This window comes from Lysobacter sp. F60174L2 (assembly GCF_052547135.1).
On record NZ_JBQWRA010000002.1, the window covers coordinates 1 to 14,639 of the forward strand.

Sequence of the window (14,639 nt, forward strand, 5' to 3'; positions counted from 1 at the left end):
CTGCTCGAGCTGGTCGAGATGGAAGTGCGTGAGCTGCTGAGCAAGTACGACTTCCCGGGCGACGACACCCCGATCGTGCACGGTTCGGCGCTGAAGGCGCTGGAAGGCGACCAGAGCGAGATCGGCGTGCCGGCGATCATCAAGCTGGTCGAGGCGCTGGACAGCTGGATCCCGGAGCCGGAGCGCGACGTGGACAAGAGCTTCCTGATGCCGGTCGAGGACGTGTTCTCGATCTCGGGCCGCGGCACCGTGGTGACCGGCCGCATCGAGCGTGGCGTGATCAAGGTGGGCGAGGAAATCGAGATCGTCGGTATCCGCGACACCCAGAAGACCACCGTCACCGGCGTGGAAATGTTCCGCAAGCTGCTGGACCAGGGCCAGGCGGGTGACAACGCCGGCCTGCTGCTGCGCGGCACCAAGCGTGACGACGTCGAGCGTGGCCAGGTGCTGTGCAAGCCGGGCTCGATCAAGCCGCACACCGACTTCGAAGGCGAAGTGTACGTGCTGAGCAAGGACGAGGGCGGCCGCCACACGCCGTTCTTCAAGGGCTACCGTCCGCAGTTCTACTTCCGTACCACCGACATCACCGGTGCGGTGCAGCTGCCCGAAGGCGTCGAGATGGTGATGCCGGGCGACAACGTGAAGATGGTGGTGACGCTGATCAACCCGATCGCGATGGACGAAGGCCTGCGCTTCGCGATCCGCGAAGGCGGTCGCACCGTCGGCGCCGGCGTCGTCTCCAAGATCATCAAGTAAGCGTGTGTTCGGGGTGGTGTTGCACCCCGCGCTGAAAACCAGCTAGAATGCGCGACCACCATGGGCCTGGCGACTTCGCCGGGCCCATGAACCAGCGAAATGAGGGGCAGGAAGCACCTCGTATTCGCCAGACAGGGACATGTCGCATGGTGCCGTTTCGTTCCGGGTCCGCCCGGCCACGACGGTGTCATGCGTTCGAAGATTCCGTCTGGGCGGGCCGGGAAACCGGCCTGCCTTGATTTTTGAGGAGCCGGTAGCGCTTTGCGCGAGCCGGCATTTGCAGTCCATCGGGGTTCGGTGCACCCAGTCACCGGCCCGTCGCTCTTTAAACCAAGGAACACCGTCATGGCGGACCAAAAGATCCGGATTCGGCTGAAGGCGTACGATCATCGTCTGATCGACCGCTCGGCCAGCGAGATCGTCGAGACGGCGAAGCGGACCGGCGCACAAGTGCGCGGCCCGATTCCGCTGCCGACCAAGATCGAGCGTTACACCATCCTCGTATCCCCGCACGTCGACAAGGACGCGCGCGACCAGTACGAGACCCGCACGCACAAGCGCGTGCTCGACATCGTCGACCCCAACGACAAGACCGTGGACGCGCTGATGAAGCTCGAACTCGCGGCGGGCGTCGACGTCCAGATCAAGCTGACCTGAGGCCACCAACATGACTGCGAAGAAATATTCGCTGGGCATCGTCGGTCGCAAGGCCGGCATGAGCCGCTTCTTCACTGAAGACGGCAAGTCCGTGCCGGTGACCCTCATCGAGGCGACCCCGAACCGGATCACCCAGATCAAGACCCTCGAGTCCGACGGCTACAGTGCCGTGCAGGTCACCGCGGGCGTCAAGCGCGCGTCGCTGATCAACAAGCCCGAGGCCGGCCACCTGGCCAAGGCCAAGGTCGACGCCGGTCGTGGCCTGTGGGAGCTGCGCGTGGAAGCCGACAAGATCGGCGACTTCAATGTCGGCGGCGAGATCAAGGCCGACATCTTCGAAGCCGGCCAGATCGTCGACGTCCAGGGCATCACCAAGGGCAAGGGCTTCCAGGGCACGATCAAGCGCTGGAACTTCAAGATGGGCGACGCCACCCACGGTAACTCGCTGTCGCATCGCGCCCCCGGCTCGATCGGCCAGCGGCAGACCCCGGGCCGCGTGTTCCCGGGCAAGAAGATGTCCGGCCACATGGGTTCGGTCCAGCAGAGCACCCAGGGCCTGGAAGTGGTCAAGGTCGACGCCGAGCGCGGCCTGATCGCGATCAAGGGCGCGGTGCCGGGCGCGCCGGGCGGCGATGTGATCGTGCGTCCGACGAGCAAGGGAGCATGACGATGGAACTTGCCATCAACAACAGCAAGAAGACGCTGTCGGTTTCCGACGAGATCTTCGGCCGCGAGTTCAGCGAGGACCTGGTCCACCAGGTGGTCGTTGCCTACCGCAACGCCGGTCGCGCCGGCACCAAGGCGCAGAAGACCCGTTCGGAGGTCGCCGGTACCACCAAGAAGTCGAAGAAGCAGAAGGGCGGCGGTGCGCGTCATGGCGCGCTGACGGCCCCGATCTTCATCGGCGGTGGCGTGACCTTCGCGGCCAAGCCGCGCAGCTTCGGCCAGAAGGTCAACCGCAAGATGTACCGCGCCGCGATCGCGTCGATCCTGTCCGAGCTCAACCGCCAGGGCCGCATCACGGTCGTGGAGTCGCTCGACCTGGAGTCGCCGAAGACCTCGGGCATGGTCGCCAAGCTCAAGGAGCTCGAGGCCGGCCGCCGTCCGCTGCTGGTCACCGAGGACGCCACCGAGAACCTGTACCTCTCGGCGCGCAACCTGCCTTACGTGGAAGTCCGTGACGTCCAGGGCCTGGATCCGGTCGCGCTGGTTGGCGCCGACTCGGTCGTGGTCACCGCCGACGCGGTCAAGAAGATCGAGGAGTGGCTGGCATGAACGACGCCAAGCTCTACAACGTAATCCGTGCGCCGCGCGTGTCCGAGAAGACCGCGCGCCTGCAGGAAGTTTCCAACCAATATGTCTTCGAAGTGGCGACGACCGCGACCAAGGCCGACATCAAGGTCGCCGTGGAAAAGCTGTTCGACGTCAAGGTCGAGGCCGTCAATGTGGTCAACGTGAAGGGCAAGTCCAAGGCCTTCAAGTTCCGCATGGGCCGTCGTCCCGACTGGCGCAAGGCATACGTGAAGCTGGCCGATGGCCAGTCGATCGACGTGATGGCCAAGGCCTGAGGATAAAGACCCATGGCATTGATGACTTTCAAACCCACCTCGCCCGGCCGCCGTTCCGCGGTCCGTGTGGTGACGCCGGGCCTGCACAAGGGCGCGCCGCACGCTGCACTGGTCGAGAAGAAGAGCAAGACCGGTGGCCGCAACCACCACGGTCGCATCACCACCCGCCACATCGGCGGTGGCCACAAGCAGCACTACCGCATCATCGATTTCAAGCGCAACAAGGAAGGCATCCCGGCGCGCGTGGAGCGGATCGAATACGATCCCAACCGCACCGCCCACATCGCCCTGCTGTGCTACGTCGATGGCGAGCGTCGCTACATCATCGCGCCGAAGGGCCTGAAGGATGGCGACCAGGTGATCGCCGGCCGTGATGCGCCGATCCGCGTCGGCAACACCCTGCCGCTGACCAACATCCCGATGGGTTCCACCGTGCACTGCATCGAGATGAAGCCGGGCAAGGGTGCGCAGATCGCGCGTGCCGCCGGTGCCGGCGTGCAGCTGGTCGCCCGCGAGCAGGGCTACGCCACCCTGCGCCTTCGCTCCGGCGAAATGCGCCGGGTGCCGGCCGAGTGCCGCGCCACCATCGGTGAAGTCGGCAACAACGAGCACAGCCTCGAGAAGCTCGGCAAGGCCGGTGCCAAGCGCTGGCGCGGCGTCAAGCCGACCGTCCGCGGCGCGGCCATGAACCCGGTCGACCATCCGCACGGCGGTGGTGAGGCCAAGGCTGGCCAGGGCAACCCGCATCCGGTCACCCCGTGGGGCGTGCCGACCAAGGGTTACAAGACTCGCAAGAACAAGCGTACGCAGCAGTTCATCGTTCGCGATCGCAGGAGCTAATCGGCAATGGCACGTTCACTCAAGAAAGGCCCGTTCGTCGACCACCACCTCATCAAGAAGGTGGAGGCCGCGGCCAACAACAAACGCCCGATCAAGACCTGGTCGCGCCGCTCGATGGTGCTGCCGGAGATGGTGGGTTACACCATCGCCGTGCATAACGGTCGCAACCACATCCCGGTGCTGGTCAACGAGAACATGGTTGGCCACAAGCTCGGCGAGTTCGCCCTGACCCGTACGTTCAAGGGTCACGCGGCCGACAAGAAGAGCCGCTAAGGAGATGACCACTATGTCTTCAAATGACAATGGCGCCAAGGCCGTCCTGCGCAGCGCCCGCATCTCCGCCCAGAAGGCTCGCCTGGTCGCCGACCAGGTGCGCGGCCTGTCGGCCGAGCGAGCGGTCAACCTGCTGAAGTTCTCCGACAAGAAGGCCGCCTCGATGATCCGCAAGGTCGTCGAGTCCGCCATCGCCAACGCCGAGAACAACCAGGGCGCCGACATCGACGAACTCAAGGTCACGACCATCATGGTCGACGAAGGTCCGACGCTGAAGCGTTTCATGGCCCGTGCGAAGGGACGCGGTACCCGCATCCTCAAGCGCACCAGCCACATCACCGTCGTCGTCGGCGAGGGGAAGTAACTCATGGGTCATAAAGTTCATCCGACCGGTATCCGCCTTGGTATCTCCAAGGACTGGAACTCCAAGTGGTTCGCCGGCAAGAAGCAGTACGCCGAATACCTGATCGCCGACCTCAAGGTCCGCGAGATGCTGCGCAAGAAGCTCGCCCAGGCGGGTATCTCGCGCATCTTCATCGAGCGTCCGGCCAACAACGCCCGCGTCACGATCCACACCGCCCGCCCGGGCGTGGTGATCGGCAAGCGCGGCGAGGACATCGACAAGCTGCGTAAAGAGGTCAGCGACATGATGGGCGTCCCGGCGCACATCAACGTGACCGAAGTGCGCAAGCCCGAGCTGGACGCGCAGCTGGTGGCCGAGTCGATCGCGCAGCAGCTGGAGCGCCGCATCATGTTCCGCCGCGCGATGAAGCGCGCGGTCGGCAACGCGATGCGCCTCGGCGCCCTGGGCATCAAGGTCAACGTCGGCGGCCGCCTCAACGGTGCGGAAATCGCCCGTTCGGAGTGGTACCGCGAAGGCCGCGTGCCGCTGCACACCCTGCGCGCCGACATCGACTACGGCTTCGCCGAGGCCCGCACGACGTACGGCATCATCGGCATCAAGGTCTGGGTCTACAAGGGCGAGATCTTCGATTTCTCCCAGGTCGGCCAGGAAAAGCCGGACGACAGCCCGCGCAGTGATCGTGGCGACCGCCGCGACCGTGCGCCCCGTCCGCCGCGCGAACAGAGGTAACGGATCATGTTGCAACCAAAGCGAACGAAGTACCGGAAGGTACACAAGGGCCGCAACGATGGCCTGGCCTGGAGCGGCAACGCCGTCAGCTTCGGCGAGTACGGCCTGAAGTCGACCGCGCACGGCCAGATCACCGCGCGCCAGATCGAGGCCGCGCGCCGTTCCATCAGCCGCTACGTCAAGCGTGGCGGCAAGATGTGGATCCGCGTGTTCCCCGACAAGCCGATCACCAAGAAGCCCATCGAGGTCCGCATGGGCTCCGGTAAGGGCAACGTCGAGTACTGGGTCGCGCAGATCCAGCCCGGTCGCATGATCTACGAGATCGAGGGCGTGGCGGAGGACGTGGCGCGCGAAGCGTTCCGCCTGGCCGCGGCCAAGCTCTCGGTGACCACCACTTTCGTGACCCGGACGGTGCGCTGATGGAACTCAAGCAACTGCGTGAAAAGTCGGCCGACGAGCTCCAGGCCCACCTGACCGACCTGCACAAGGAGAGCTTCGCCCTCCGCATGCAGGCGGCCACCGGCCAGCTCGCCAAGACCCATGAAACCCGCCGGGTTCGCCGCGAGATCGCTCGCGTCAACACCCTGCTGGGTCAGAAGAAGTAAGGACCTGTCATGACCGACAACAATACAGAGAAGGCAGTACGCACGGTCGAAGGCCGGGTCGTCAGCAACAAGATGGACAAGACCGTCACGGTGCTCGTCGAGCGCCAGGTCAAGCACGCGTTGTACGGCAAGTACATCCGTCGCTCGTCCAAGCTGCATGCACACGACGCCGACAATACGTGCAACGAGGGCGACGTGGTCCGGGTTACCGAGATCGCGCCGATGTCCAAGACCAAGAACTGGCGCGTGGTCGAGATCGTCTCGCGCGCGGCCGAATAACGAGGAGGGCTGAACCATGATCCAGATGCAAAGCTACCTCGGCGTGGCCGACAACTCCGGTGCAAAGGAAGTGATGTGCATCAAGGTGCTTGGCGGTTCCAAGCGCCGTTACGCCGGTATCGGCGACATCATCAAGGTCACCGTGAAGGACGCGATCCCGCGTGGCAAGGTCAAGAAGGGCGACGTCTATGACGCCGTCGTGGTCCGCACCCGCAAGGGCGTCCGTCGCCCGGACGGCTCGCTGATCCGCTTCGACGGCAACGCGGCCGTGCTCCTGAACAACAAGCAGGAACCGATCGGCACGCGCATCTTCGGGCCTGTGACCCGCGAACTGCGTTCCGAGAAGTTCATGAAGATCGTCTCGCTCGCACCTGAAGTGCTCTGAGCGGAGGAAGAAGACATGAACCGTATCAAGAAGGGTGACCAGGTAATCGTCACCGCCGGCAAGGACAAGGGCAAGAAGGGTGATGTGGTGCGCGTGGCCGGCGACAAGGTCGTCGTGTCCAACATCAACATCATCAAGCGCCACACCAAGCCGAACCCGCAGGCGGGCCAGCCGGGCGGCGTGATCGAGCGCGAGGCGCCGATCCACATTTCCAACGTGATGCTGTTCAACCCGGCCTCGGGCAAGGGTGAGCGCGTTGGTGTCAAGGTGCTGGAGGATGGACGCAAACTGCGTGTGTTCCGCTCCAGCGGTGAGGCGGTCGACGCCTGAGGAATGCTGAAATGACCACCAGGCTTGAAAAGTTCTACAAAGAAGAAGTCGTCCCCGCGCTGACCGAGAAGTTCGGCTACAAGAATCCGATGGAAGTGCCGCGCGTCACCAAGATCACCCTGAACATGGGTGTGGGTGAGGCCGCCACCAACAAGAAGATCCTGGAGAACGCGGTCGCCGACATGGCCAAGATCTCCGGCCAGAAGCCGATCGTGACCAAGAGCCGCGTGTCCGTGGCCTCGTTCAAGATCCGCGACGGCTGGCCGATCGGCTGCAAGGTGACCCTGCGCCGCGCCAAGATGTTCGAGTTCCTCGACCGTCTGGTCAACGTCTCGCTGCCGCGCGTCCGCGATTTCCGCGGCGTCTCGGGCAAGTCGTTCGACGGCCGTGGCAACTTCAACATGGGCGTCAAGGAACAGATCATCTTCCCGGAAATCGATTACGACCAGGTCGACGCCCTGCGCGGCATGGACATCGCGATCACCACGACCGCGAAGACCGACGCCGAAGCGCGCGCCCTGCTGGAAGCGTTCCGCTTCCCGTTCCGCAATTAATTCGAGGACTTAGAGATGGCAAAGACCTCCATGGTCAACCGCGACATCAAGCGGGCCAAGCTGGCCGCGAAGTATGCGGTCAAGCGCGAAGAGCTGAAGAAGATCATCTCCAGCCCGACCGCGTCGTACGAGGAGAAGGAGCAGGCCGTGATCAAGCTGCAGAAGCTGCCGCGCGATTCCTCGCCGAGCCGCCAGCGCAACCGCTGCGCCATGACCGGCCGCTCGCGCGGCGTTTACCAGAAGTTCGGCCTGGGCCGCAACAAGCTGCGTGAAGCTACCATGCGCGGCGACGTGCCGGGCCTGCGCAAGGCCAGCTGGTAATCAACTGGCGAATCGGCCGGCGGGTCTGCTAGACTTGCCGGCTGGCAATGCCAAAGCGCCACGGCTATCCGGCCGTGGCGTCACAACTGAAATTCGCAATCGCGCGGATATCGGTGCACTCATCAGGTAATTACACATGAGCATGACTGATCCCATCGCCGACATGTTCGTCCGCATTCGCAATGCGGCCGCGGTCGGCAAGCCCTCGGTGAAGATGCCGTCCTCCAAGATCAAGGTGGCCATCGCCAAGGTCCTGCAGGACGAGGGCTACATCCTCGGCTCCACCGTCAACGACATCGGCGGCGGCAAGAACGAGCTGCAGATCGAGCTGAAGTACTACGAAGGCAAGCCGGTGATCGAGCAGCTGAAGCGCTTCTCGCGCTCGGGCCTGCGCCAGTACCGCGGCAAGGATGACCTGCCGAAGGTCCTGGGTGGCCTCGGCGTCGCCATCATTTCCACCTCCAAGGGCATCATGACCGATGCGCAGGCGCGCCAGCAGGGCGTCGGCGGCGAAGTCCTGTGCTTTGTGGCCTAAGGGAGTAACGAACATGTCCCGAGTTGCCAAGAAGCCGATCGCCCTTGCCAAGGGTGTCGAACTGAACGTCCAGGCCGAGAACGTCACCGTCAAGGGGCCGAAGGGCACCCTGTCGATCGCCAAGCCGGCCGACATCGAGATCAAGATCGAGGACGGCCACGCCGTGTTGTCGACCCAGGACCCGGAGCGCATCGCGCTGACCGGCACCCTGCGCGCGATCGTCGCCAACATGGTGCACGGCGTGTCCGAGGGTTTCGAGCGCAAGCTCGAGCTGGTCGGCGTCGGCTACCGCGCCGCGATGCAGGGCAAGGACCTGAACCTGTCGCTGGGCTTTTCCCATCCGGTGCTGTTCAAGGTTCCGGAAGGAATCACCGTTTCCACCCCGACCCAGACCGAAGTCGTGGTCCAGGGCTCCGACAAGCAGCGCGTCGGTGAAGTGGCGGCCAAGATTCGCGGCTTCCGTCCGCCCGAGCCCTACAAGGGCAAGGGTGTGAAGTACGCCGGCGAGACCATCATTCGCAAGGAAGCCAAGAAGGCCTAACCGGGCTTTCAGCTTTCGAGGATCAGACAATGAACAAGAACACCGCCCGCCTGCGTCGCGCCAAGTCGACCCGTTCGCACATCCGCAAGCTCGGCGTGCCGCGCCTGTCGGTGCTGCGCACCGGCCAGCACCTGTACGCCCAGGTATTCACCGCGGACGGCTCGCAGGTCCTGGCTGCCGCCTCGACCGTGCAGGCCGACGTGAAGGAAGGCCTGAAGAACGGCAAGAACGCCGACGCCGCCACCAAGGTCGGCAAGGCGATCGCCGAGAAGGCCAAGGCCGCCGGTATCGAGAAGGTCGCGTTCGACCGTTCCGGTTACCGCTACCACGGCCGCATCAAGGCCCTGGCCGACGCCGCCCGCGAGGGTGGCCTGCAGTTCTAGGCTTTTTGTTCCAGCCGCCGGCGCGGTTTCGCGCCGGGCGCGGCCAGGATTCTTCCCTGTCCGCGATACACCCGCCGTACTCACAACCATAAGCGGCCAAGCCGCAACATCACTCAATTCCAGGAACGATAAAAGATGGCTAACGAACGTGATTCGCGGGGGCGTGGCAACCGCGACGAGATCGACGACGGCATGATCGAAAAGCTGATCACGGTCAACCGTGTCAGCAAGACCGTCAAGGGCGGCCGCCAGTTCACCTTCACCGCGTTGACGGTGGTCGGTGACGGCGCCGGCAAGGTGGGCTTCGGTTACGGCAAGGCGCGCGAAGTGCCGGTCGCGATCCAGAAGTCGATGGAATATGCCCGCAAGAGCATGATGAACGTCGACCTCAACAACGGCACCCTGTGGCACTCGGTGAAGTCCGGCCACGGCGCGGCGCGTGTCTACATGCAGCCGGCGTCCGAGGGTACCGGCGTGATCGCCGGCGGTGCGATGCGCGCCGTGCTCGAGGCGGTCGGGGTGAAGGACGTGCTGGCCAAGGCCATCGGTTCGCGCAACCCGATCAACCTGGTCCGCGCGACCCTGCGCGGCCTGTCGGAAATGCATTCGCCGGCTCGCATCGCGGCCAAGCGCGGCAAGAAGATCGAGGATCTGAACCATGGCTAAGTCCAGTGAGAACAAGGGCGGCACCGTCAAGGTGCGCCTGGTCAAGGGCCTGCGTGGCAGCCAGGGCCGCCACCGCCTGTCGGTCAAGGCGCTCGGGCTCAACAAGCTCAACGACGTGCGCGAACTGAAGGACAGCCCGCAGGTTCGCGGCCTGATCAACACGGTCCACTACCTGGTCCGGGTCGAGGAGTAATCACCATGCATCTCAACACTCTCAAGCCCGCAGAGGGCGCCCGCGAAGACCGCAAGCGCGTCGGTCGCGGCATCGGTTCGGGCCTGGGCAAGACCTGCGGTCGCGGCCACAAGGGTTCGTTCGCGCGTTCGGGCAAGGGCAAGATCCGCGCCGGCTTCGAAGGCGGCCAGATGCCGATGCACATCCGCCTGCCGAAGGTCGGGTTCCGCAGCAAGCTGAAGGACGACACCGCCGAAGTGCTGCTGTACCAGCTGGACAAGCTCGAGGCCGGCGAGATCGATTTCGCCGCGCTGCGCGCCGCCAAGCTGGTGCCGGCCAGGGCCAAGCGGGCCAAGCTGGTCGCCAAGGGCGAGCTGACCAAGAAGTTCGTGCTCAGGGGCGTGCTGGCCACGGCCGGTGCCAAGGCCGCGGTCGAGGCCGCCGGCGGCAAGGTCGAGGAGTAAGCCACGCATGGCGCGCAGCGGTAACGCTATGGCCGGCATGGGCGGCGGGCTCGGGAAGTTCACCGAGCTCCGCCAGCGCCTGCTGTTCGTGATCGGCGCACTGATCGTGTACCGCATCGGTTGCTACATCCCGGTGCCGGGGGTCAATCCCGAAGCCATGCTGCGGCTGATGGAAACGCAGGAAGGCACCATCGTCGACATGTTCAACATGTTCTCCGGTGGTGCGCTCGAGCGTTTCAGCCTGCTCGCGCTGAACGTGATGCCGTACATCTCGTCGTCCATCATCATGCAGTTGATGGTGCAGATCCTGCCGAGCCTGAAGGCCATCCAGAAGGAAGGCGAGTCGGGCCGGCGCAAGATCAACCAGTGGTCGCGGCTGGGTGCGATCCCGCTCGCGGTGTTCCAGTCCTGGGGTATTGCGACGGCGCTGCAGGCCGGCGGCGCCAGCCAGGGCATCCCGGTGGTGTACAGCCCCGGCATGGGCTTCGTGCTGACCGCGGTGATTTCGCTGACCGCCGGCACCATGTTCCTGATGTGGCTGGGCGAGCAGGTGACCGAGCGCGGCGTCGGCAACGGCGTGTCGCTGATCATCTTCGCCGGCATCGTGGCGGGCCTGCCGTCGGCGGTGTTCGGCATGTTCGAACAGGTCCGCAACGGCGAAATGGGTACGCTGACCGCGCTGGCGGTGGCCGCAATCGTGTTCGGCTGCACCTATTTCGTGGTGTTCGTCGAGAGCGGGCAGCGACGGATCACGGTGAACTACGCACGGCGCCAGGGTGGCCGCAACGCGTACATGAACCAGTCCTCGTTCCTGCCGCTGAAGCTCAACATGTCGGGCGTCATCCCGCCGATCTTCGCGTCCAGCATCGTGATGTTCCCGGCGACCGCGGCGACGTGGTTCAGCCAGGGCGACTCGACGTCGTTCATGCTCAAGGTGAGCCAGTGGCTCAATCCGGGCGAGCCGCTGCACATGCTGCTGTACGGCGGGATGATCGCCGGGTTTGCGTTCTTCTATACGGCGCTGGTGTTCAATTCGCAGGAAACCGCGGACAACCTCAAGAAGTCGGGCGCGCTGATCCCGGGCATCCGTCCGGGCAAGGCGACCGCAGATTACGTCGATGGCGTGCTGACCCGCTTGACCACCGCCGGTGCGGCGTACCTGGTGCTGGTCTGCTTGCTGCCGGAGGTGATGCGCAGCCAGATGGGCATTTCGTTCTACTTCGGCGGTACCTCGTTGCTGATCGTGGTCGTGGTGGTGATGGATTTCATTTCGCAGATCCAGGCGCACCTGATGTCGCACCAGTACGAAAGCCTGTTGAAGAAGTCCAACCTGAAGGGATCCCGCGGCGGCCTGGCCGGGCGCTGATCGGATCGGGACACGGTTTTAAGCAAGACAAGTTGTACGGAACCCCGGGACTCCGCTCCCGGGTTCCAGCAGGGCGACTCGGGCGGCGGTCTCGCGCACGGGTGGGTTCGGACCGATCCGCGCGCCAGAGTAGCGCGCGGTGTCGGGGAGGGCGGCTTGACACCGTCCGTCCCGGCAGTCCGGATCCGTCGCCGGAGCATGGGCACACTCCCCATGCCGTGGCAGGGCTGTGCTCAGGCGCGGCCGTGCTTCCTTGTAACCCGAGACTTTGATATCATTTCTGATTCACTCGCTTGAGTGTTCACGTACGCCGGGTTGTCAGGGCCCGGATGCCAAACCAGTTGGAGATCGCGTTATGGCGCGTATTGCGGGCGTCAATCTGCCTGCCCAGAAGCATGTCTGGGTCGGGCTCCAGAGCATCTACGGCATCGGCCGTACCCGTTCGAAGCAGGTGTGCGACTCGGCCGGCGTCAATTCGTCGACCAAGATCCGCGACCTGTCCGAGCCGGAAGTCGAGCGCATCCGCGCCGAGATCGGCAAGTTCGTGGTCGAGGGCGACCTCCGCCGCGAGATCGGCATGTCGATCAAGCGCCTGATGGACCTGGGTTGCTATCGCGGCCTGCGCCACCGTCGCGGCCTGCCGCTGCGTGGCCAGCGCACCAAGACCAACGCACGTACCCGCAAGGGTCCGCGCCGGGCCATCAGGAAGTAAGGGGTAGATCATGGCCAAGCCAGCACAGTCCAAGACGAAGAAGAAGATCAAGCGCGTCGTCACCGACGGCATCGCCCACGTCCACGCTTCGTTCAACAACACCATCATCACGATCACCGACCGCCAGGGCAACGCGCTGTCGTGGGCGACTTCGGGCGGCGCGGGTTTCCGCGGTTCGCGCAAGTCGACCCCGTTCGCCGCCCAGGTCGCCGCCGAGAAGGCCGGCCGCGCTGCGCTCGACTACGGCGTCAAGTCGCTGGAAGTGCGCATCAAGGGCCCGGGTCCGGGTCGGGAGTCCGCCGTTCGTTCGCTGAACAACGTCGGCTACAAGATCATCAACATCATCGACGTGACGCCCATCCCGCACAACGGGTGCCGTCCGCCGAAAAAGCGTCGCGTCTGAGGAGCTGAAGACAAATGGCTCGTTATATTGGTCCCAAGTGCAAGCTCTCCCGCCGTGAAGGCGTCGACCTCGGTCTGAAGTCGCCGGCGCGCGCGCTTGACTCGAAGTGCAAGCTCGATCAGAAGCCCGGCCAGCACGGCGCGACCCTGCGTCGCGGCAAGCTGTCCGACTACGCCAACCAGCTTCGCGAGAAGCAGAAGGTCAAGCGTATCTACGGCCTGCTGGAGCGCCAGTTCCGCAATTACTACAAGAAGGCCGCTGCCAAGCGCGGCAACACCGGTGAAATCCTGCTGCAGCTCCTCGAGACCCGGCTGGACAACGTCGTGTACCGCATGGGCTTCGCGGTGACCCGGCCGGCGGCCCGCCAGTTGGTCTCGCACCGCGGCGTCACGGTCAACGGCAAGTCCGTCAACCTGCCGTCGTACCAGGTCAAGGCCGGCGACGCGGTGGCGCTGTCCGAGCGCGCGCAGAAGCAGTTGCGCGTGCAGGAGTCGCTGACCGTCGCCCAGCAGATGGACCTGTCGCCGTCCTGGGTCGAGGTCGACAGCAAGAAGTTCGCGGGCGTGTTCAAGGCGGTTCCGGATCGTACCGATCTGCCTGCCGACATCAACGAAGCGCTGATCATCGAGCTGTTCTCGAAGTAATCCATCTGTTCTTGAGCCTGCGGCCCCCCGGCCGTTGGCTCGCAGGAGACTCCACAACATGACGGTTACCGCCAATCAGGTACTGCGTCCCCGCGGTCCCCAGATCGAACGCCTCACCGGCAACCGCGCCAAGGTGGTGATCGAGCCGCTTGAACGCGGTTACGGCCACACCCTGGGCAATGCGTTGCGCCGCGTGCTGCTGTCGTCGATCCCGGGCTTCGCTATCACCGAAGTCGAGATCGACGGCGTGCTCCACGAGTACACCACGGTCGAGGGCCTGCAGGAGGACGTGCTCGAAGTCCTGCTCAACCTCAAGGACGTCGCGATCCGGATGAACACCGGCGAGTCGGCGACGCTGTCGCTGACCAAGCAGGGTCCGGGCATCGTGACCGCGGCCGACATCAAGGTCGACCACAACGTCGAAATCCTCAACACCGAGCACGTGATCGCCCACCTGACCAAGGACATGGCGATCAACATGCGGCTGAAGATCGAGCGCGGCTACGGCTACCAGCCCGCCGCCGCCCGTCGCCGCCCGGACGAGGAGACCCGCGCCATCGGTCGCCTGATGCTGGACGCCAGCTTCAGCCCGGTCCGCCGCGTTGCCTATGCGGTCGAAGCCGCCCGCGTCGAGCAGCGCACCGACCTGGACAAGCTGGTCATCGACATCGAGACCAACGGCACGATCGACGCCGAGGAAGCCGTGCGCACCGCCGCCGACATCCTCAGCGACCAGCTGTCGGTGTTCGGCGACTTCACCCACCGCGACCGCGGCGCGGCGAAGCCGGCCAGCAGCGGCGTCGACCCGATCCTGCTGCGTCCGATCGACGACCTCGAGCTGACCGTGCGTTCGGCCAACTGCCTCAAGGCCGAGAGCATCTACTACGTCGGCGACCTGATCCAGAAGACCGAAGTCGAGCTGCTCAAGACGCCGAACCTCGGCAAGAAGTCGCTCACCGAGATCAAGGAAGTGCTTGCCCAGCGCGGCCTTTCGCTCGGCATGAAGCTCGAGAACTGGCCGCCGGCGGGCATCGCCTCGCACGGCATGATGGGCTGAGTTCCACCGCACGGCCATTCCCGCGCAAGCGGGGA

General features: G+C 64.7%; 27 protein-coding genes. All 27 read left to right on the top strand.

Annotated features, from left to right (window positions below):
• Positions 1-756: elongation factor Tu (locus tag ACT9AS_RS04975; RefSeq protein WP_445099037.1), on the top strand; the 756-nt coding region annotated here is incomplete at its 5' end.
• 345 nt (positions 757-1,101) lie between these two features.
• Entirely contained in the window at positions 1,102-1,413 is a 312-nt protein-coding gene (rpsJ, locus tag ACT9AS_RS04980) for a 30S ribosomal protein S10 (RefSeq protein WP_027070119.1), read from the top strand.
• 10 nt (positions 1,414-1,423) lie between these two features.
• Positions 1,424-2,080, top strand: a complete 657-nt coding sequence (gene rplC, locus ACT9AS_RS04985; protein WP_445099038.1) for a 50S ribosomal protein L3 — start codon at positions 1,424-1,426, stop codon at positions 2,078-2,080.
• A gap of 2 nt (positions 2,081-2,082) precedes the next feature.
• Positions 2,083-2,688 carry a 50S ribosomal protein L4 gene (rplD, locus tag ACT9AS_RS04990; protein ID WP_445099039.1) on the top strand — a complete coding sequence of 202 codons (606 nt, stop codon included), beginning with the start codon at positions 2,083-2,085 and terminating at the stop codon, positions 2,686-2,688.
• Complete coding sequence (rplW, locus tag ACT9AS_RS04995) at positions 2,685-2,981, top strand: 50S ribosomal protein L23 (protein ID WP_445099040.1); 297 nt, start codon at positions 2,685-2,687, stop codon at positions 2,979-2,981. The genes rplD and rplW overlap by 4 nt, the downstream gene beginning before the upstream one ends.
• Positions 2,982-2,993: 12 nt before the next feature.
• The gene (gene rplB / locus ACT9AS_RS05000) at positions 2,994-3,821 is read left to right on the top strand and encodes a 50S ribosomal protein L2 (RefSeq protein ID WP_445099041.1); all 828 of its coding nucleotides are present in this window, start codon (positions 2,994-2,996) and stop codon (positions 3,819-3,821) included.
• Positions 3,822-3,827: 6 nt separating this feature from the next.
• Positions 3,828-4,094 (top strand): 30S ribosomal protein S19, encoded by a 267-nt coding sequence (gene rpsS / locus ACT9AS_RS05005; protein ID WP_445099042.1) that lies wholly within the window; start codon positions 3,828-3,830, stop codon positions 4,092-4,094.
• A gap of 13 nt (positions 4,095-4,107) precedes the next feature.
• Positions 4,108-4,458: a 50S ribosomal protein L22 gene (rplV, locus tag ACT9AS_RS05010; RefSeq protein WP_445099043.1), complete on the top strand. Its 351-nt coding sequence runs from the start codon at positions 4,108-4,110 to the stop codon at positions 4,456-4,458.
• A 3-nt stretch (positions 4,459-4,461) separates the two neighbouring features.
• Positions 4,462-5,187 carry a 30S ribosomal protein S3 gene (gene rpsC, locus ACT9AS_RS05015; protein WP_445099044.1) on the top strand — a complete coding sequence of 242 codons (726 nt, stop codon included), beginning with the start codon at positions 4,462-4,464 and terminating at the stop codon, positions 5,185-5,187.
• Positions 5,188-5,193: 6 nt separating this feature from the next.
• Positions 5,194-5,607: a 50S ribosomal protein L16 gene (gene rplP, locus ACT9AS_RS05020; protein WP_332702905.1), complete on the top strand. Its 414-nt coding sequence runs from the start codon at positions 5,194-5,196 to the stop codon at positions 5,605-5,607.
• Positions 5,607-5,792, top strand: a complete 186-nt coding sequence (rpmC, locus tag ACT9AS_RS05025; protein ID WP_445099045.1) for a 50S ribosomal protein L29 — start codon at positions 5,607-5,609, stop codon at positions 5,790-5,792. Before rplP ends, rpmC begins: the two co-directional genes overlap by 1 nt.
• 9 nt (positions 5,793-5,801) lie before the next feature.
• Positions 5,802-6,071 carry a 30S ribosomal protein S17 gene (gene rpsQ, locus ACT9AS_RS05030; RefSeq protein WP_445099046.1) on the top strand — a complete coding sequence of 90 codons (270 nt, stop codon included), beginning with the start codon at positions 5,802-5,804 and terminating at the stop codon, positions 6,069-6,071.
• Positions 6,072-6,087: 16 nt separating this feature from the next.
• Positions 6,088-6,456, top strand: coding sequence for a 50S ribosomal protein L14 (gene rplN, locus ACT9AS_RS05035; protein WP_332615636.1), 369 nt, complete (start codon positions 6,088-6,090; stop codon positions 6,454-6,456).
• 15 nt (positions 6,457-6,471) lie between these two features.
• Complete coding sequence (gene rplX, locus ACT9AS_RS05040; RefSeq protein ID WP_445099047.1) at positions 6,472-6,786, top strand: 50S ribosomal protein L24; 315 nt, start codon at positions 6,472-6,474, stop codon at positions 6,784-6,786.
• Between the two features lie 11 nt (positions 6,787-6,797).
• Positions 6,798-7,340, top strand: a complete 543-nt coding sequence (rplE, locus tag ACT9AS_RS05045) for a 50S ribosomal protein L5 (RefSeq protein WP_445099048.1) — start codon at positions 6,798-6,800, stop codon at positions 7,338-7,340.
• 15 nt (positions 7,341-7,355) lie between these two features.
• Positions 7,356-7,661, top strand: coding sequence for a 30S ribosomal protein S14 (rpsN, locus tag ACT9AS_RS05050; protein WP_445099049.1), 306 nt, complete (start codon positions 7,356-7,358; stop codon positions 7,659-7,661).
• Positions 7,662-7,797: 136 nt separating this feature from the next.
• The gene (gene rpsH, locus ACT9AS_RS05055) at positions 7,798-8,196 is read left to right on the top strand and encodes a 30S ribosomal protein S8 (RefSeq protein ID WP_445099050.1); all 399 of its coding nucleotides are present in this window, start codon (positions 7,798-7,800) and stop codon (positions 8,194-8,196) included.
• Between the two features lie 13 nt (positions 8,197-8,209).
• Entirely contained in the window at positions 8,210-8,737 is a 528-nt protein-coding gene (rplF, locus tag ACT9AS_RS05060) for a 50S ribosomal protein L6 (RefSeq protein ID WP_445099051.1), read from the top strand.
• A 29-nt stretch (positions 8,738-8,766) separates the two neighbouring features.
• Positions 8,767-9,120, top strand: coding sequence for a 50S ribosomal protein L18 (rplR, locus tag ACT9AS_RS05065; protein ID WP_445099052.1), 354 nt, complete (start codon positions 8,767-8,769; stop codon positions 9,118-9,120).
• Positions 9,121-9,255: 135 nt separating this feature from the next.
• Entirely contained in the window at positions 9,256-9,786 is a 531-nt protein-coding gene (rpsE, locus tag ACT9AS_RS05070; RefSeq protein ID WP_445099053.1) for a 30S ribosomal protein S5, read from the top strand.
• On the top strand, positions 9,779-9,979 hold the full coding sequence (gene rpmD, locus ACT9AS_RS05075; RefSeq protein WP_445099054.1) for a 50S ribosomal protein L30: 201 nt from the start codon (positions 9,779-9,781) through the stop codon (positions 9,977-9,979). The genes rpsE and rpmD overlap by 8 nt, the downstream gene beginning before the upstream one ends.
• The gene (rplO, locus tag ACT9AS_RS05080; protein ID WP_445099767.1) at positions 9,979-10,422 is read left to right on the top strand and encodes a 50S ribosomal protein L15; all 444 of its coding nucleotides are present in this window, start codon (positions 9,979-9,981) and stop codon (positions 10,420-10,422) included. Before rpmD ends, rplO begins: the two co-directional genes overlap by 1 nt.
• Before the next feature lie 28 nt (positions 10,423-10,450).
• Positions 10,451-11,788 carry a preprotein translocase subunit SecY gene (secY, locus tag ACT9AS_RS05085; RefSeq protein WP_445099768.1) on the top strand — a complete coding sequence of 446 codons (1,338 nt, stop codon included), beginning with the start codon at positions 10,451-10,453 and terminating at the stop codon, positions 11,786-11,788.
• Between the two features lie 355 nt (positions 11,789-12,143).
• Complete coding sequence (gene rpsM / locus ACT9AS_RS05090; protein WP_445099055.1) at positions 12,144-12,500, top strand: 30S ribosomal protein S13; 357 nt, start codon at positions 12,144-12,146, stop codon at positions 12,498-12,500.
• 10 nt (positions 12,501-12,510) lie between these two features.
• Positions 12,511-12,903 (top strand): 30S ribosomal protein S11, encoded by a 393-nt coding sequence (gene rpsK, locus ACT9AS_RS05095; protein WP_445099056.1) that lies wholly within the window; start codon positions 12,511-12,513, stop codon positions 12,901-12,903.
• 14 nt (positions 12,904-12,917) lie between these two features.
• Positions 12,918-13,547: a 30S ribosomal protein S4 gene (gene rpsD, locus ACT9AS_RS05100; protein WP_445099057.1), complete on the top strand. Its 630-nt coding sequence runs from the start codon at positions 12,918-12,920 to the stop codon at positions 13,545-13,547.
• A 58-nt stretch (positions 13,548-13,605) separates the two neighbouring features.
• On the top strand, positions 13,606-14,604 hold the full coding sequence (locus ACT9AS_RS05105; protein WP_445099058.1) for a DNA-directed RNA polymerase subunit alpha: 999 nt from the start codon (positions 13,606-13,608) through the stop codon (positions 14,602-14,604).
• Positions 14,605-14,639 lie beyond the last annotated feature (35 nt).